This is a genomic window from Candidatus Amarolinea dominans, from assembly GCA_016719785.1.
GTDB lineage: Bacteria > Chloroflexota > Anaerolineae > SSC4 > Amarolineaceae > Amarolinea > Amarolinea dominans.
In genome coordinates this window covers 94,800-111,574 of the sequence record JADJYJ010000030.1, presented here as the reverse complement: position 1 = coordinate 111,574, position 16,775 = coordinate 94,800, and the positions used below count along the sequence as shown (strand labels likewise).

The window sequence follows — 16,775 nt, the reverse complement described above, 5'->3', positions numbered from 1 at the left end:
GTGGTGGACATCTACGACATCGGGGTGGTAGTGGCAGCCTGGAAGATGCCATTGACGACTCCAATTGTGAGCCAGGCAGACAAAGCGAACCATAGGAGATATTCTGTATGAAAATTGCGATGGTGGGAGTGGGCGCGGTTGGCGCCAGTGCGGCCTATGCCCTGATGATCAGCGGACTGGCGGCCGAAATTGTGCTGATTGATGTCAATGAGCGCAAGGCCGAGGGCGAGGCGATGGACCTCATGCACGGCGCACCGTTCGTGCGCCCGGTGACGATCCGCTCGGGCGCCTATGCGGACTGCGTCGGCGCGCGGATCGTGGTGATTACGGCCGGCAGCGCGCAGCGGCCGGGCGAGACCCGCCTTGACCTGGTGAAGCGCAACGCGGATATCTTTGGGCAGATGATCCCACAGATTGTGGCCGCGGCGCCCGATGCCATTCTGCTCATCGTCTCCAATCCGGTAGACATCCTGACCTACGTCAGCCTCAAGCTGTCAGGCTTGCCCGCCAGCCGGGTGATAGGCTCCGGGACTGTCCTGGACACGGCCCGGCTGCGTGCCCTGGTGGGACAGCGCCTGAGCGTTGACCCGCGCAGCGTGCATGGCTACGTTATTGGCGAACATGGCGATAGCGAGGTGGTGGTTTGGAGTCGGGCGACGGTGGCCGGGCTGCCGGTGGAGGATTTCTGTCATCAACGCGGCATCGAATACAGCCCCGCGCTGCGTGCTGACATCAGCACGCAGGTGCGTCGCGCAGCCTATGAGATCATTGCACGCAAGGGCGCCACCTACTACGCCATTGGCCTGGGGATTCGGCACATCGTCGAAGCGATTCTGCGCGACGAGAATACGATTCTGACGGTTTCCACCCTGATGACCGGGCAGTTTGGCATGCAGGATGTGTGCCTCAGCCTGCCAAGCATCGTAGATCTGAGCGGCGTCGAAGGTGTGCTGCTGCCTGATCTCAGCCCCGACGAGCTGATTGCCTTGCAACGTTCGGCCACCGTGTTGCGAGAGGTTGCCGCGTCGGTTGGCCTCTGACGGCACAGGGCTGCATCGGCTGCACGGCTTACAGAGATTGACAAGTGCCTATCGTCATGTTACAATAACGGTAGTGACAAAAGGCACGATGTAACTAAAATACCAATCAGGTGTCATGGTCGTCACCTCACACGCCGTGTGGGGTGATGTTTTGTATAGCCTCTGGCGCGTAGCGTTCAACAATTGAATTTGGGAGGTTGCGTGTCGTTAGACTACATCCCGCTGTTAGTGCTTTTTCTTATCGCTATCCTGTTTTCGGCAATCGCCATCATCGTTCCGTCGGTGCTTGGCCCCCAACGCCCCACAAAAACCAAGCTCGCACCCATCGAGTCGGGCATGATCCCGTTTCATGATGCGCGGCGCCGTTTTCCCGTGCATTATTACGTGGTCGCTGTGCTCTTCATCCTCTTTGATATCGAGGTCATCTTTCTCTACCCCTGGGCAGTGCTGCTCGGTCAACTCGGCCTGTTTGGCCTGATCGAGATGGGGGTCTTTGTCCTTCTCCTCCTGGTTGGCTACGTCTACGTGTGGCGCAAGGGCGCCCTGGACTGGAATTAGGCACATGGGTCTTGAGAATCAACTACCGGACGATTCTGTCATCACCACGACGCTTGAAAAAGCGGTCAATTGGAGTCGCAGCAACTCGGTGTGGCCCCTGCTCTTTGGCTTGGCTTGCTGTGCCCTCGAAATGATCGCCAGCGGCATCTCCCGGCATGACATTGCCCGCTTTGGCTCCGAACTCTTCCGCGCCTCGCCGCGCCAGGCTGACCTGATGATCGTCTCTGGCCGCGTGTCCAACAAGATGGCCCCGGTCATCAAGCACCTGTATGACCAGATGGCCGAACCGAAATGGGTCATCGCCATGGGCATCTGCGCCTCGGCCGGCGGCCCTTTCAACAACTACGCCATCATTCAGGGCGTGGATAAAATTATTCCGGTGGATGTCTATGTCCCCGGCTGCCCCCCTCGCCCCGAAGCCCTCCTCTACGCGCTGACCAAGCTGCAAGAGAAGATCGGTCGTGAGAAGTTGGGACGTTTCCCCAACGCCACTGCAACCCAGCCAGAAATAACCGCCGCCTGATCACCTGATCACCGCGGTGACAGCGACGCGTCAATGAGTCAAGTGAGACTGGATTCAATCATTTATGGACTCTGCTGCAAGCATAACCGTTCGTGTGGAAGAAGTGGAAGAAGCCTTACGTGCCCGTTTTGGGGACGCGATCCTGGATGCTGCCGAGGCCTTTCGCGGCGATCCGTCCGTCACCGTGCGGCCGGACAAGGTGTTCGCGGTGGCGCACGCGCTGCGCGACGAGCACGGCTTCGACCTGATGTCAGACGCCACGGCCATTGACGGCCTGAAGTTGGGCCACAGCCCGCGCTTCACCGCCATCTGGAATCTGTACGACACCACGCACAATCGCAAGCTCCGTCTGCGCACTCCTGCCCCCGGCGGCGATGCGCCCAAGGTGCCCAGCCTGACTCCGCTGTGGGCCGGCGCCGGATGGATGGAACGCGAGGCCTTCGATCTGCTCGGCGTGCGCTACGAGGGACACCCTGATCTGCGCCGCATCCTGCTGCCTGACAACTGGCAGGGCCATCCCTTGCGCAAGGACGCGCCGCTGGGCGGCGAACCGGTGCCTTTTACCGTGACCTGGGGCGAGCCAGAATTTGCCAGCCTGGGTCGCCAGATTCTGCCGGCCGAATCGCTGGCGCCGTCCATGCCCGCGGGCATGGACAGCAGCAAGCACATGGTGGTCAACATGGGGCCGCAGCATCCGAGCACGCACGGCGTCCTGCGCCTCATCGTTGAGTTGGACGGTGAAAATGTGGTGCGCGTGGCGCCTGACGTCGGCTATCTGCACTCCGGCTTCGAGAAGTCTGGCGAAAGCAAGCGTTACAAGGATTTTGTCTTTTACACCGACCGCATGGACTACGCGTCGGCCATGCAAAACAACCTGGCCTACTGCGTGGCTGTGGAGCGCATGCTCGACATCGAGATTCCAGCGCGGGCGCAGGTCATCCGTGTCATCATGGCCGAGCTGCAGCGTATCGCCTCGCACCTGCTGTGGCTGGCGACGCATGTGCTCGACCTTTCCGGCACCATCATGTCGCTGCTGATGTACGCGTTTCGAGAGCGCGAGATGATCCTCGATCTGTTCGAGATGGTATGCGGCGCCCGCTTGACCACCTCGTACATCCGCATTGGCGGCGTCTGGCAGGACCTGCCGCCGGCCTTCATGCCGCGGCTGCAGGACTTCCTGGCCCTGATGCCTGCCCATTTGGATGATTACGAGGGCATGTTGACCGACAGCGTGCTGTGGAAAGCTCGCACGCAGGGGATTGGCGTGCTGACCCGCGACCAGGCGCTGGCGCTCAGTTGCACCGGCCCCATGCTGCGCGGCAGCGGCGTCAAGTACGACATTCGCAAGGCGCGGCCGTACTCCGGCTATGAAAACTACGACTTCGAGGTGCCCACCTCTGAATTGGGCGACACCTACGGGCGCTACCTGGTGCGTATGCAGGAGATGCGGCAGAGTTTGCGCATCGTGCAGCAAGCCGCAGCCAATCTGCCCGCTGGCCCTGTGAAGACGGCCGATCGTAAGGTGGCGTTGCCGCCGCGTGCGGAGCTGGACCGCAGCATGGAATCGCTCATTCATCACTTCAAGCTGATGACAGAGGGTTTCCATGTGCCGCCGATGGAGATCTACTCGACCATCGAGGCCTCCAAGGGCGAGCACGGCTATTTCATCATCTCGGATGGCAGCGCAAAACCTTACCGCCTGCACGTGCGCGGCCCGTCGTTTGTTCACCTGCAATCGCTCGACACGATGGCCCGCGGCCATTTACTTTCGGACCTGGTGGCGTCCATCGGCTCTCTCGACATCGTGTTGGGCGATGTGGATCGCTAGGATTAATGAAAACATGCTTTCTGACTTAGCACAAACTGAAATCAAAGAACTGATGGCGCGCTACCCTCAGGGTCTTTCGGCCCTGCTGCCGGCGCTCTATGTGGCTCAGCGTGAAGCGGGTTGGCTGCCGGCGGCCGCGCTGCAGGATGTCGCTCAACTCTTTGGCCTGATGCCGGCCGAAGTGGAAGAGGTGGCGTCCTTCTACTCCATGTTCAATCTACACCCGGTGGGCGAGTATCACCTGGAGGTATGCACCAACGTGCCTTGCCAACTGCGCGGGGCCACAGGCTGCGCCAATCAGCTCAAGCAGGCGCTGGGGGTTGATTACGGAGAGACGACGCCCGACGGCAAGTTCACGCTCGATCATATGGAATGCCTCGGCGCGTGCGGCACCGCGCCGATGTTCATGGCGACGGAGCGGGCGACCGGCAAGATTCGCTATTTCGAGGAACTCGACGCGGCCGAAAAAGTCGAGCAGGCGCTTGGCCTGATTGGTTCCGGCCAGGGCTTCGAGACCTGTGAACGTTACCCGGCCGGGCCGTACAGACACGGCGGCATGGAACCGCGCTATCTGCTGGCGAATGTGGACAAGCCAGACTCGCACACGATTGAGGTCTACATCCGTGACGGCGGCTATGAGACCGCGCACCTGGCGCTGACCACCAAGACGCCCAAAGAGGTGCTGGAAGAGGTCAAGGCGGCCAACGTGCGCGGTCGCGGTGGCGCCGGCTTTCCTGCGGGCGTCAAGTGGGGTTTCCTGCCGGCCGGCGTCTATCCGCGCTACCTGGTGGTCAACGCCGATGAGTCGGAGCCGGGCACCTTCAAAGACCGCATGATTATGGAGTATGACCCGCATCAGTTGATCGAGGGCATCATCCTGGCGGCCTATGCGGTTGAATGCAAGCAGGCCTTCATCTATATCCGCGGCGAGTACTACTTTGCGACCACGCGCCTGCTGCAGGCCATTGCCGAGGCCGGAGCCAGGGGCTTCCTGGGCAAGGGCCAGTTCGGAACCGCCAACGAATTGGACATCATCGTCCATCGCGGCGCGGGCGCGTATGAGTGCGGCGAAGAGACCGCGCTGCTCAGCTCGCTGGAGGGGGGGCGCGGCCACCCGCGGCTCAAGCCGCCCTTCCCGGCCGTCGAAGGGCTGTATCGCAAGCCGACGGTGGTCAACAACGTCGAAACGATCTGCAATGTGCCCCACGTCATCAGGCACGGCGCGGCCTGGTACAAACAGTTCGGCACCGAGAAGAGTTCCGGCTTCCGCATCTTTTGCCTGAGCGGCTGGGTCAAGCGTCCCGGTCTGTATGAACTGCCGCACGCCACCACGCTGCGCGAGTTGATCTACACCTACGGCGGCGGCACCCCGGACGATCGGCCGGTGAAGGCGGTGGTTCCGGGCGGCCTTTCGATGAAACTGCTGACCGAAACGCAGCTCGACACACCGCTGGACTACGAAAGCATCCAGGGCGCAGGCTCGATGCTTGGTTCGGCCGGCGTGATCGTCATCGGCGAAGGACAATCCCTGGTGGAAGTTGCCCGGCGCACGCTGTCGTTCTACCGTGAGGAATCGTGCGGCAAGTGTACGCCGTGCCGTGAGGGCACCTCCTGGCTGGAAAAGATCTTGATCCGCATCGAGGCCGGCGAGGGCAATCTCAGCGATCTCGACCTGGCCCGCTCGATCACGAACTTCGTGGCCGGCGGCCGCGCCTTCTGTCCGTTCGGCGATGCCGCGGTTTGGGGGCTGCAGAGTCACCTGGACAAGTTCCGGCCGGAGTTCGAGCAGTACATCAGAGAGAAGAATCCTGGTCTGGACCGCCCCGAGATGCCGCTGCGGCCCACCTATCGGCCGTCCACGAACGCAGCAGAGCTGGATTGAACCCATGGCTAATATCAACCTGACAATAGATGACCGTCCGGTCTCCGTGCCTGCGGGCACGCTGGTGACAGACGCGGCCAAGACAATCGGAGCCGATATTCCTGTCTTCTGCTCGCATTCGCGGCTCGATCCACTGGGCGCGTGCCGCATGTGCCTGTGCGAGATTGGCGACAGCCGCGGCCAACGCCTGCAGACGGCCTGCACCGTGCCGGTCGCGGAGGGCATGATCGTCAAAACGGATACGAAGCTGGTCAAGGAGACGCAGGAAGCGACGCTGGCCTTCATCCTGGCCAACCACCCGCTCGATTGCCCCATCTGCGACAAGGGCGGCGAGTGCCCGTTGCAGGATCAGACCTTCGAGTATGGCCCTGGGCTGAGTCAGTTTGTGGAGCCGAAGCGGCGCAAGCAGAAGCACTACCCCATCAGCGATCTGATCATGCTCGACCAGGAGCGCTGCATTCTGTGCTGGCGCTGTACCCGTTACCTGGAAGAGTGGGAAGATAAGCCACAGTTGGGTCTGTTCGAGCGCGGCGGCGAGACCATCATTGACATCTTCCCCGGCCGGCCGGTGGACGCCAAGACCTCGGGCAACATCATTGACCTGTGCCCCGTGGGCGCGCTGACCAATCGCGTCTCGCGCTTCCGCTACCGGCCGTGGGCCATCGAGGGGGTAGAGACGATCTGCACGCACTGTGCGGTGGGCTGCAACGTGCGGGCGGATGTGCGTCACAACGAACTGCGCCGGGTGATGGCGCGCGAGAATGCGGCGGTCAACGACCTGTGGCTGTGCGATAAGGGGCGCTTTGCCGTGGACTACGTCAACAGCCCACAACGCCTGACCACGCCGCTCGTGCGTCGCAGCAAGGGCGGCGCGCTGGAACCGTCCACATGGGACGCGGCGCTGACCCTGGTCGCGGACCGTTTGAGCGGGATCGCGCAGACCAGCGGGCCGGCGGCTGTGGGCGCGATCGGCTCGGCCAAACTGGCGAACGAGACCAGCTATCTGCTGCAGAAGCTGATGCGCACGTTGGTAGGCACGAACAACGTGGATCATCGTTTTGGCGCGGAGGTGGCGGCCATCAGCAACGGCCTGCCGGCCCTGCGCCAGGTGGACAGCGCCGATTTGATCGTCCTCCTGGGCTTCGATCCGTCCGAAGAGGCGCCGGTGCTGGAGCTGTTCATCAAGCGCGCCGCGCGGCGCAAGGGCGCCAGGCTGCTCATCGCGCACCCGCGCCGGGTTGAACTGACTAAGTATCCGGGGACTTACCTGCCCTATCGTCCCGGCGGCGAAGTGGCGCTGTTCCACGGCATGGCGCGGGCGATTCTGAAGAATAAATGGGAGAATGAGCCGGCGGCCCGTCGCATTCCCAACTATGCGCAACTGGCCGGCTGGGTGAGCGAAGTCACGCCCGCGGTGGTCAAGGCCCTGGCCGGCGTCGAGCAGCAGGCGCTGGAAGCCGCGGCCCAGGCATTGGCGCAGGCCAAGAACCCGCTCATCCTGTTTGGCCCGCTGCTGACGCGTGGCCCGGCTGGCGCGGCGACCCTGCAAGCCCTGCAGAACCTGGTCTGGCTGTGCGGTCATGGCGAGCGCCTGGCCTACGTGGGCCTTGAGGCCAACAGCCAGGGCGCCCGCGATATGGGGCTGCTGCCGGCGCAGTTGCCGGGACAAGCCAGCCTGGACGATGCCGCGGCGCGTGAGCACCTGGGGCGGCTGTGGAACGCGCCGCTGCCGGCGCAGCCTGGTCTCAGCTATGGGCAGATGATCGCCGGCGGGGTGAAGGCGCTCTACGTCATGGGCGCCGACCCCGCCGCGGACAGCGCCGCCGCCCGCGCCGCCCTGGCAAAACTCGATTTCCTGGTGGTGCAGGACATTTTCTTGAGCGAAACCGCCAACCTGGCCGATGTGGTGCTGCCGGCGGCTGCGTCGTTCATCGAAGCCGATGGCACGTTTACCAATCTGGAGGGCCGCGTGCAGCGCAGCCTGGCCGGCAACCGCCCGCATGGGCAGGCCGCGGCCGATTGGGCGATTCTGTTGCACCTGGCGCGGCTGTGGCCGCTGGACAAGAAGGCAGGCACAGCGCCGGCCGCGGCAGAGAAGCGTGAGGAGAAGAAGGGCAAGGACAAGGCTGCCAGGACAGCGCGGCGCCGGTCCGGCTTCGACTTCGATTCGCTGGCCGCGATCATGCAGGAAATCAGTCGCGCCATCCCTGCCTACGCAGGGATTCACTGGGATGCCCTGGCCGCGACCGGCAAACAAACGAGCGCCAGGCCCGCGGCTAATCGCAAATTCCAGGCCGTGGATCTCAAGACCTCCGGCGGCGACGGCGCGTATCCGCTGGCGCTGGTGGGGGGCACGCTGCTGTTCGACGGCGGCCGTCTGCTGCGGGCCACCGAGAAGATCGCTCAACTGACGCCGGCGCCGTTCGTGGGGCTGAATGCGGCCGATGCGCAGGCCCTGGGGCTGTCCGCCGGCGATAATGTGACGGTGTCATCGGCGGCCGGCCAGGTGACGCTGCAGGTTAAGGTGGATGCCAGCGTGCAGCCGGGCAGCGCCTGGGTGCCATCAGGCCAGACCGGCGAACCGGCCAACCTGTTGACTGGTCAGGCGGTTGCGGCGCGCATCGCCGTGAGCAAGGCGTAGGGGCGGGAGAAAGCAAGAGACAACTATGGACTGGATGAGTCTCGTCGTCATTCCGATCATCAAGAGCCTGGTGCTGATCATTGGCCTATTGACGGCCTTTGCCTACCTGACGTGGTACGAGCGCAAGCTGGTGGCGCGTTTTCAGGTGCGTTATGGGCCGAACCGGGCCTGGAAGTTTGGCCTGGGGCAGCCGGTGGCGGACGCGTTGAAGGCGATTTTCAAGGAAGAAGTGGTGCCCGCGCACGTGGATAAACCGGTGTACCTGCTGGCGCCGGCTTTATCGCTCTTGCCGGCCCTGGTGGCCTTTGCGGTGGTGCCGATCGCCCCTTCGATGATGCTGTTTGGGCGCAAGATTGACTTCTTCATGGCTGATGTCAATATCGCGTTGCTCTATGTGCTGGCGATTGCGAGTGTGGGCACCTATGGTATTATTCTGGCCGGCTGGTCGTCCAACAACAACTATTCGATCCTGGGCGCGCTGCGAGCGAGCGCGCAGATGGTGAGCTACGAGCTGCCGATGGGGGTCCTGCTGGCGAGTTTCGTCATCATCACGGGCACGCTCAGCCTGCGGGGAATGGTGGAGACGCCGCGAGCGCTGTGGCAGTCGTTGTGGATGATGGTGGCGTTCATTCCGTACTTCATCTGCGCGCTGGCTGAAACCAACCGTTCGCCGTTCGACCTGCCGGAAACGGAGAATGAGCTGATTGCCGGTTTCCAAACCGAATATGGCGGCATCAAGTTTGCGCTGTTCTTTATGTCGGAGTACATCAACATGATTACCAGCAGTGCGATCATGACGACGCTCTTCTTCGGCGGCTGGAAGGGGCCGTTGGTGGACCAGTTCCCCGGGCTGGGACTTGTCTACTTCTTCCTCAAAGTGGTTGCGGTGTTGTTCCTGTTCATCTGGGTGCGCGCGAGCATCCCGCGTGCGCGCTATGACCAATTGATGCGTTTTAGCTGGAAGTTTCTGCTGCCGCTGTCCCTGGCCTACCTGGCGGTGACAGCGGTACTGAAGGTGGTCATTGGTTAGCCGTTGTTCTTATTGCAGGCTGCAATCCGGCGGATTGCGCGACAGAATCAGCGAGTAGAGTCATGTCAGCATTTAACGATACTATCCGGGATTCTTTCCGGGGCACTTTCCAGATTGCGCAGGCGATGGGAACCACCCTCAAGCATCTGTTCCAGGCGCCGGTGACGGTGGAGTTCCCCGAGCAGCCGGCTTCGATTTATCCGCGCTTTCGTGGGCGGCACTATTTGCGGCGCTATGAAAACGGCCTGGAACGCTGCATCGGCTGTTCGCTGTGCGAGGCGGCCTGCCCGACCGGGGCGATCCTGGTGGAGGCGGCGGAAAACAGCGATAGCGGGCGTGTGTCGCCGGGCGAGCGCTACGCGCGTGTGTACGAGGTCAACCTGCTGCGCTGCATTTTTTGCGGTGATTGCGAAGAAGCCTGCCCGGTGGAGGCGATTGTGCTGGGGCACGATTTATCGCTGGCCCAGTATACCCGCCGTGACCTGATATTGACCAAGGAAGACCTGCTCAACTCGCCGGAGCCGAACGTTGTGATCCGGTCGGACGTGTGAAAGGGAAGCTATGCCGCTTGTCTTGTTTTTTGCCCTGGCCCTGATCGCCATTGCGGGGGCCGTCGCTCTCGTGGCCGCGCGCAACCCGGTAAAAAGCGCGCTGTTCCTCCTGCTGAACTTTGCCAGCCTGGCGGTGATGTACATTCTGCTCAACGCCCAGTTTCTGGCTGCGGCGCAGATCATTGTCTACGCCGGTGCGATTGTGGTGCTTTTCCTGTTCGTCATCATGCTGATAGGGTGGCGAGTGAGCGACACGATCGCGCCGGCGCGGGTGTGGACGCGTGGCCTGGCGGTGGGCCTGGGCGTTCTGCTGGTGGCCGCGTTGACTTACGCGCTGCTGACGCCGCTGGCGAATCCGGCGACGACGGGCGCGCCGGACGGTGGGAGCACGCAAGCCATTGGCAGTGCGCTTTTCACCTCCTACCTGCTGCCATTCGAGCTGACGTCGGTGCTGCTGCTGGTGGGCATTGTGGGCGCCATTGTGCTGACGAGGAAACCGGGCCAGTGATGGCGGCGGGCTGAGAGCGAGACTGACGGGGATTTACGTTCGATGATTCCAACTTCGTACTACCTGATTCTGAGCGCCCTGCTGTTCGTGGTGGGCGTGGTGGGTGTGCTGGTGCGGCGCAATGCCCTCATTATTTTCATGTGCATCGAGATGATGATGAACGCCGTCAACCTGAGCTTCGTGGCGTTGGCGAACCAGTTTGGTCACATGGAGGGTCAGATCTTCGTGCTGCTGGTCATGGCCGTGGCCGCGGCCGAGGTGGCGGTGGGGCTGGCGATCCTGATGGCGCTGATGCGGCACAAGGATTCGACTAACGTGGATGAAATCGCCCTGTTGAAGTGGTAATCCCAGAGCAAGTCGCGTTCAGTCAACCGTCTGCGGCACGACGCCGGCGCTTGTGGGCGCAAGTCGCGGTGATTCTGCTGGCCTTTGGGCTGTTTTGCGCCGGCCTGACGAGCGAATCGTTGTGGCTGGATGAAGTCAGCAGCATTTACAACAGCCAACTCCCCCTGGCCCAGGTGGTGCAGGAGGCCGCGGCCGATACGCACCCCCCGCTCTACTACCTGGTTTTGCACTTTACGATCAGAATACTCTCTGGCAACCAGCCGCTGCAAGGTCACACCGGCGAGTTCATCGCCCGTTGGCCGTCGGTCCTGGCCGGCGTGCTCAGCGTCGCCGCGCTGATGATACTTGGTCAGAGATCAGAGGTCAGAGATCAGAGATCAGAGATCAGAGATCGGGTACGTGGAAGGCGAATGATCTCCAATCTCCGGTCTCCGGTCTCTGGTCTCCCTCTCTCCAGCCTCCCCCTCCTGGCGGGCCTCCCCTTCGCCCTGTCGGCCTATGCACGCTGGTATGCCCAAGAGACGCGCATGTACGCACTGTTGACGCTGTGGGGGGTGCTGGCAACCTATTGGCTGCTGCGTGCGGCGTCGCAGGAACGGGCCTGGCGAGGCTGGCTGGTCTATATTTTTATCTGCGTCGCCGGGCTGTACACGCACTATTATTTTGTGATGGTGCTGCTCGTTCACAATCTGCTGTTCCTGGTTGAACTGGGCCAGCGCTGGCGCAGGTCGCGGCCGAGTTTCAGGTCCGCCGCGCTGATCTGGATCGGCGTGCAGGGCGCCATCGCCCTGGCCTTTGCGCCCTGGCTGCCCACGCTGTTGACGCAGGTGGGGCGCGGGGAGGGTCTGTGGATTGCCCTGGCGGTGGGCCGCCCAGACCCGGCCACGCTGGCCTACGCACTGGTGCAGATGACGGGGATGCCGGTCAGCGGTCCGGCCCTGCTGCGCTACGGCGCTTACGCGCTGGCGCTGGGGCTGTGTGGTTGGGGCGCCTGGCAGATCAGACGGCCGGCCTGGCGTGCGCCCGTGACCGTGGCGTTGATGTATGCGCTGGCGCCGGTGCTGGCGGCCCTGCTGATCTCGCAGGCGCGGCCGATTTTTGCCAGCCGCTATCTGTTGCTGGCGCTGCCGGGCTGGTGTCTGCTGCTGGCGTTGGGGGTGACGGCGCTGACGGCCGTGCGCTGGCGGCTGGTTGCGAGCGGCGTGCTGCTGCTGTTGATGGGGCTGACGGTGGCGACGCAGGCGGCGACGCCGGAGAATCCACCCTGGCGTGAGGTGGCGGCGTGGGTCAGGACGCAGGCGCAGCCCGGTGATTTCGCCGTCTTGATCCCCTCGTTTCACTGGCGGCCGTTCACCTACTACGCGGGGCGCGACCTGGTGGCCTTCGAGGACGAACTTTGGCTGCCGAACGATGATTTGGACTGGCGGGCGCAGTTCGCCTACGCTGCGCAGGGTCATCACCGCATCTGGCTGATCTGGTGGCGGCCGCATTGGGGCGACCGTGAGGGGCGTGTGCGTGCGATGTTGGAGGGACAGGGGACGCTGCTGAGTGAGCGTGAATTCCCCGGTGTTGACCTGGTGTTGTTATACGATTTGACTGGAGCAAATCTCCACCCGTAGGCCGGATGAACGGCCAGATATTGAATCGGGTGGGATTCTGGATTTGGGAATTGGGGTTTAGCGTTCTATGCTCAATTTTGCCTGGCTTCTTCTCGTTTTTCCGCTGCTGGGCGCGCTGATCAACCTGTTGATCGGCCGGCGCCTGGGCAAAGCGGCCGGCTGGCTTGGCGCGGCGGCCATTGGCCTGGCGTTTGTCGTGGCCGTGGGCCTCTTTGCCGGCCTCTGGGCGCGGCCGGCCGAGGAGCGCAGCGTGGTTCAACTGCTCTGGCATTGGATTACCATCGGTACGTTCAAGGTAGACATCGCCCTCTTGATTGATCCCCTCTCGGTCACGATGGCGCTGGTGGTGACGGGCGTCAGCGCGCTGATCCATGTCTACTCCATCGGTTACATGGATCACGAGCCGCGCTACACCCGCTACTTCGTCTATCTCAACTTCTTCGTGCTGATGATGCTGGTGCTGGTCATGGCCGACAACTTCCTGCTGATGTACGTGGGCTGGGAAGGGGTGGGCCTGGCCTCGTATCTCCTGATCGGCTTCTGGTTCGACAGGCCGAGCGCGGCCGACGCGGGCAAGAAGGCGTTCCTGGTCAACCGCATCGGCGACTTCGGCATGGCGCTGGCGATCATGCTGATCTGGAGCACGATCGGCACCGTCAGCTTCAGCGAGGTCTTCCGCCAGGCGCCGGCGCTGCAGGGGGTGGCGACCACGCTGGGTCTGCTGCTGCTGTTGGCGGCGACGGGCAAATCGGCGCAGATTCCGCTCTTCGTCTGGCTGCCGGACGCGATGGAAGGCCCGACCCCGGTCAGCGCGTTGATCCACGCGGCGACGATGGTCACCGCGGGCGTCTACATGATCGCGCGCACGCACGCCATCTTCCAACTCTCGCCGACTGCGTCCCACTGGGTGGCCTGGATTGGCGTCCTGACCGCGTTCATGGCCGGCACCATTGCCCTGGTGCAGACGGACCTCAAGCGCATCCTGGCCTACTCGACCATCAGCCAACTTGGCTATATGTTCCTGGGCGTGGGGGTGGGCGCGTACAGCGCGGGCATCTTCCACCTGACCACGCACGCCTTCTTCAAGGCGCTCTTGTTCCTGGGTGCAGGCAGCGTCATGCACGCGCTGCACGGCGAGCTGGACATCCGCAAGATGGGCGGCCTGCGTGAGAAGCTGCCGGCGACCTATCGCACCTTCCTGATTGGCGCGGCCGCGCTGGCCGGCGTCCCGCTGCTCTCTGGCTTTTTCAGCAAAGATGCGATTCTGTTCAAGGCGTTCGAGGCCAACTTCCTGCTCTACCTGGTGGGCACGTTGACCGCCTTCATCACCGCCTTCTACAGTTTCCGCGCCGTCTTTGTGCCCTTCTGGGGCAAGGCGCGTGACAAGAAATTGGCCGACAAGGCGCACGAAGCGCCCGCGGTGATGACTGGGCCGCTGTGGATTCTGGCCGGGCTGGCGGTGGTCGGCGGCCTGCTCAACCTGCCGGCGGTGTTGAGCCTGGAGCACTGGCTGGAGCCGGTGTTTGCCGATGTGAAGGTTGCGGAGACGGCGGCGAATCTGCCGTTGGAACTGGGGCTGTTGGTGGTGGGTGCGCTCGTGGCCGGTCTCGGCATCTGGCTGGCCTATCAGGCTTATGTGGTGCAGCCGCAACTGCCGGAGCAGACGGCCAAGCGTTACGACCTGGCCTACCGCTTCCTGCAGGCGAAGTGGTACGTGGATGAGCTGTATATGCAGATGATCGTTGTCCCGCTCAGGGACCTGGCCGGCTGGCTGGACGCCACCTTCGATCAACGGGGCATAGACGGCGCGGTCAACGGAATTGCGCGGGGTCTGGGCGCGATGGGGCAGGGCGTGCGCCAGTTGCAGACCGGCCTGGTGGGGACTTACGCCCTTGCGATCGTCATGGGCGTGGTGGCCGTGGTGGGGTATCTGGCGCTGCGCTGAAAGGAGCAGAGATGACGCCGATTGTACTGCGGGAAGAATCGCTCATCGAGGCGGTCAATCAAGCGGCCCGCCAGGAGGGCCTTGACACGGCTGAGCTTGTGGCGCGAGCGGTGCGATACTACCTGGCTGCCTATCGTCAGCAGCGCATCCTGATCGAGACGGACGCGTGGCAGCGTCTCGACGCGCAGGAACGCGCGCGATTCGAAGGGCGGTATGTGGCTGTGTGCCACGGGCAGGTGGTAGACAGCGACCCCGATCAGGGAGAGCTTTATCGTCGCATTCATGATCGCTACGGGAATCAATCGGTGCTGATTACGCCGGGCGGCAGCCAGCCGGCGACGCGCTATCGCATCCGTTCGGCGCGGCGGTGACAGTCATGCCGAACTATGATGAACTGAAGTTCCCGCCGGCCCCCGTGCTTGAACTCAGGATAAGCTGCCCGGACAGCAGCCCATCTTCAGCGTCAGTCTTAGCACTGATTGACACGGGCAGCGATTTTTCGCTGGCGCCAGAAGGGTGGCTGATCGAAATCGGGGCGCCTGCACTTCGCGCAGCATCGGCGCGTGGACTGTGGAGCGATTACCGCTCTGTGATGTTGTACCTGGTTGATCTGCACCTTGACCAGGGGGTTCTGGCGAATATCGAAGTGGTTGGCTTCTCCGGCGACGATCCCGAGGATGACCAGGAGATGATTTTGGGGCGCAATGTGCTCAATAAACTGATTGTGTTACTGGACGGGCCCCGTTTACGGAGCGAAGTGCTGCAGCGCCGTCCGCTGAAGTTCTAGCAACTGAGAAACCACATGCCATTCTTGATCTCTACAATTGTTTTTCTACCCCTTGCCGGCGCCTTGATTTTGCTACTCCTGCCCAATGAGCGGGCGCAGCGCGTATGGGCGCTGGTCGTGTCCCTGGCGACCTTTGTGGTTTCGCTGGGCCTGTTGCTCTGGTGGCAGAACGGCGAAGCCGGTATGCAGTTCATCGAACAGCGCGCCTGGATACCCGCCTTCGACATTCAGTATTACCTGGGCGTGGACGGTATCAGCCTGTGGCTGGTGCTGCTGACGACCTTCCTGATGCCGCTGGTCATTTTCTTCTCCTGGCAGAGCATCCACAGCCAGGAACGCAGTTACTACTTCTTCATGCTGCTGATGGAGACGGCGATGCTCGGCGTCTTCAGCGCGCTGGACTTGATTTTGTTCTATGTTTTCTGGGAGGCCAGCCTGGTGCCGATGTATTTCATCATCGGTCAGTGGGGCGGACCGCGGCGCGTCTATGCCAGCGTCAAGTTCTTTCTCTACACCCTGGCCGGCAGCGCGCTGATGCTCGTGGCCATCCTGGTGGTTTATTTCTACGGTGGCACCTTCGACGTGGTGGCGCTGCAGGGCAAAAACCTGGCCTACATCGTGCAGTTCTGGGCCTTTCTGGCCTTCGCGCTCGGCTTTGCCATCAAGGTGCCGCTCTTCCCCTTCCACACCTGGCTGCCCGATGCGCACGTGGAAGCGCCCACGGCCGGCTCGGTCATCCTGGCCGGCGTTCTCCTGAAGATGGGCACCTACGGCTTTTTGCGCTTCTGTCTGCCGCTCTTCCCGCAGGCGACCGTCACCTTTGTACCCTGGCTATCGTCTCTGGCAGTCATCGGTATCCTGTACGGCGCGTTGGTCGCGCTGCGCCAGCGTGACATCAAGCGCCTGGTCGCCTACTCCTCCGTGGCCCATCTCGGTTTCGTGGTGCTCGGCATCTTCACGTTGACCCCGCAGGGCATGGCGGGCGCGGTCTTGCAGATGGTCAACCACGGCCTGAGCACGGGCGCGTTGTTCTTGCTGGTCGGTATGCTCTACGAACGTCTGCACACCCGCATCATGGCGGAGCTTGGCGGCCTGTGGAAAGAAATCCCCATCTACGGCGCCTTTTTTCTGATCGTCATGCTCTCCTCGGTGGGCTTGCCGGGCCTGAACGGCTTCGTCGGCGAGTTCACCATCCTGGTCGGCGCGTTCAAGGCCAACCCGGCCTTTGCCTGGCCGGCCACCGCGGGCATCATCCTGGCCGCCTGGTACATGCTGACCGCCTTCCGCCAGATCATGCAGGGACCGGTCCCAAAGACAATCACGGCGGTGCCCGATCTCACGCGGCGTGAGATTGCGATCATGGTCCCGCTGGTGGTGCTGTTTGTGGTGATCGGCCTCTTCCCCAACCTGTTCTTCGACAAGATCGCCCCTTCGGTCGAGAGCCTGGCGCAGCATCTCCGAACATCCCCGCCGGCGGTCATGACCGACCTGGGTCGCCCCGGATTTTAGAGGATCATC

15 protein-coding genes are annotated in these 16,775 nt (G+C 62.7%); all 15 read left to right on the top strand.

Annotation, left to right across the window (positions count from 1 at the left end):
- Positions 1–107: 107 nt before the first annotated feature.
- The 15 genes from IPM84_23010 (at position 108) to IPM84_22940 (ending at position 16,766) form a co-directional block, all read left to right on the top strand.
- A complete protein-coding gene (locus IPM84_23010) occupies positions 108–1,040 on the top strand; it encodes an L-lactate dehydrogenase (protein ID MBK9095571.1) in 933 nt (310 codons plus the stop codon).
- Between the two features lie 201 nt (positions 1,041–1,241).
- Positions 1,242–1,598, top strand: a complete 357-nt coding sequence (ndhC, locus tag IPM84_23005; GenBank protein MBK9095570.1) for an NADH-quinone oxidoreductase subunit A — start codon at positions 1,242–1,244, stop codon at positions 1,596–1,598.
- Positions 1,599–1,602: 4 nt separating this feature from the next.
- Positions 1,603–2,121, top strand: a complete 519-nt coding sequence (locus tag IPM84_23000; protein ID MBK9095569.1) for an NADH-quinone oxidoreductase subunit B — start codon at positions 1,603–1,605, stop codon at positions 2,119–2,121.
- A gap of 64 nt (positions 2,122–2,185) precedes the next feature.
- Positions 2,186–3,949 (top strand): NADH dehydrogenase (quinone) subunit D, encoded by a 1,764-nt coding sequence (gene nuoD / locus IPM84_22995; GenBank protein ID MBK9095568.1) that lies wholly within the window; start codon positions 2,186–2,188, stop codon positions 3,947–3,949.
- 13 nt (positions 3,950–3,962) lie between these two features.
- Positions 3,963–5,831, top strand: a complete 1,869-nt coding sequence (gene nuoF, locus IPM84_22990) for an NADH-quinone oxidoreductase subunit NuoF (protein MBK9095567.1) — start codon at positions 3,963–3,965, stop codon at positions 5,829–5,831.
- 4 nt (positions 5,832–5,835) lie between these two features.
- Positions 5,836–8,472, top strand: a complete 2,637-nt coding sequence (gene nuoG, locus IPM84_22985) for an NADH-quinone oxidoreductase subunit NuoG (GenBank protein ID MBK9095566.1) — start codon at positions 5,836–5,838, stop codon at positions 8,470–8,472.
- Between the two features lie 25 nt (positions 8,473–8,497).
- Positions 8,498–9,502, top strand: a complete 1,005-nt coding sequence (gene nuoH / locus IPM84_22980) for an NADH-quinone oxidoreductase subunit NuoH (GenBank protein MBK9095565.1) — start codon at positions 8,498–8,500, stop codon at positions 9,500–9,502.
- Positions 9,503–9,564: 62 nt separating this feature from the next.
- On the top strand, positions 9,565–10,053 hold the full coding sequence (gene nuoI, locus IPM84_22975) for an NADH-quinone oxidoreductase subunit NuoI (protein MBK9095564.1): 489 nt from the start codon (positions 9,565–9,567) through the stop codon (positions 10,051–10,053).
- 10 nt (positions 10,054–10,063) lie between these two features.
- Positions 10,064–10,561, top strand: coding sequence for an NADH-quinone oxidoreductase subunit J (locus tag IPM84_22970; protein ID MBK9095563.1), 498 nt, complete (start codon positions 10,064–10,066; stop codon positions 10,559–10,561).
- 42 nt (positions 10,562–10,603) lie between these two features.
- The gene (gene nuoK, locus IPM84_22965) at positions 10,604–10,906 is read left to right on the top strand and encodes an NADH-quinone oxidoreductase subunit NuoK (protein MBK9095562.1); all 303 of its coding nucleotides are present in this window, start codon (positions 10,604–10,606) and stop codon (positions 10,904–10,906) included.
- 50 nt (positions 10,907–10,956) lie between these two features.
- A complete protein-coding gene (locus IPM84_22960) occupies positions 10,957–12,525 on the top strand; it encodes a hypothetical protein (GenBank protein MBK9095561.1) in 1,569 nt (522 codons plus the stop codon).
- Positions 12,526–12,592: 67 nt separating this feature from the next.
- Positions 12,593–14,470 (top strand): NADH-quinone oxidoreductase subunit L, encoded by a 1,878-nt coding sequence (nuoL, locus tag IPM84_22955; protein ID MBK9095560.1) that lies wholly within the window; start codon positions 12,593–12,595, stop codon positions 14,468–14,470.
- A gap of 11 nt (positions 14,471–14,481) precedes the next feature.
- Positions 14,482–14,841 carry a hypothetical protein gene (locus IPM84_22950; GenBank protein MBK9095559.1) on the top strand — a complete coding sequence of 120 codons (360 nt, stop codon included), beginning with the start codon at positions 14,482–14,484 and terminating at the stop codon, positions 14,839–14,841.
- A gap of 5 nt (positions 14,842–14,846) precedes the next feature.
- Positions 14,847–15,257, top strand: a complete 411-nt coding sequence (locus IPM84_22945; GenBank protein MBK9095558.1) for a hypothetical protein — start codon at positions 14,847–14,849, stop codon at positions 15,255–15,257.
- A gap of 3 nt (positions 15,258–15,260) precedes the next feature.
- Positions 15,261–16,766 (top strand): NADH-quinone oxidoreductase subunit M, encoded by a 1,506-nt coding sequence (locus tag IPM84_22940; GenBank protein ID MBK9095557.1) that lies wholly within the window; start codon positions 15,261–15,263, stop codon positions 16,764–16,766.
- Positions 16,767–16,775 lie beyond the last annotated feature (9 nt).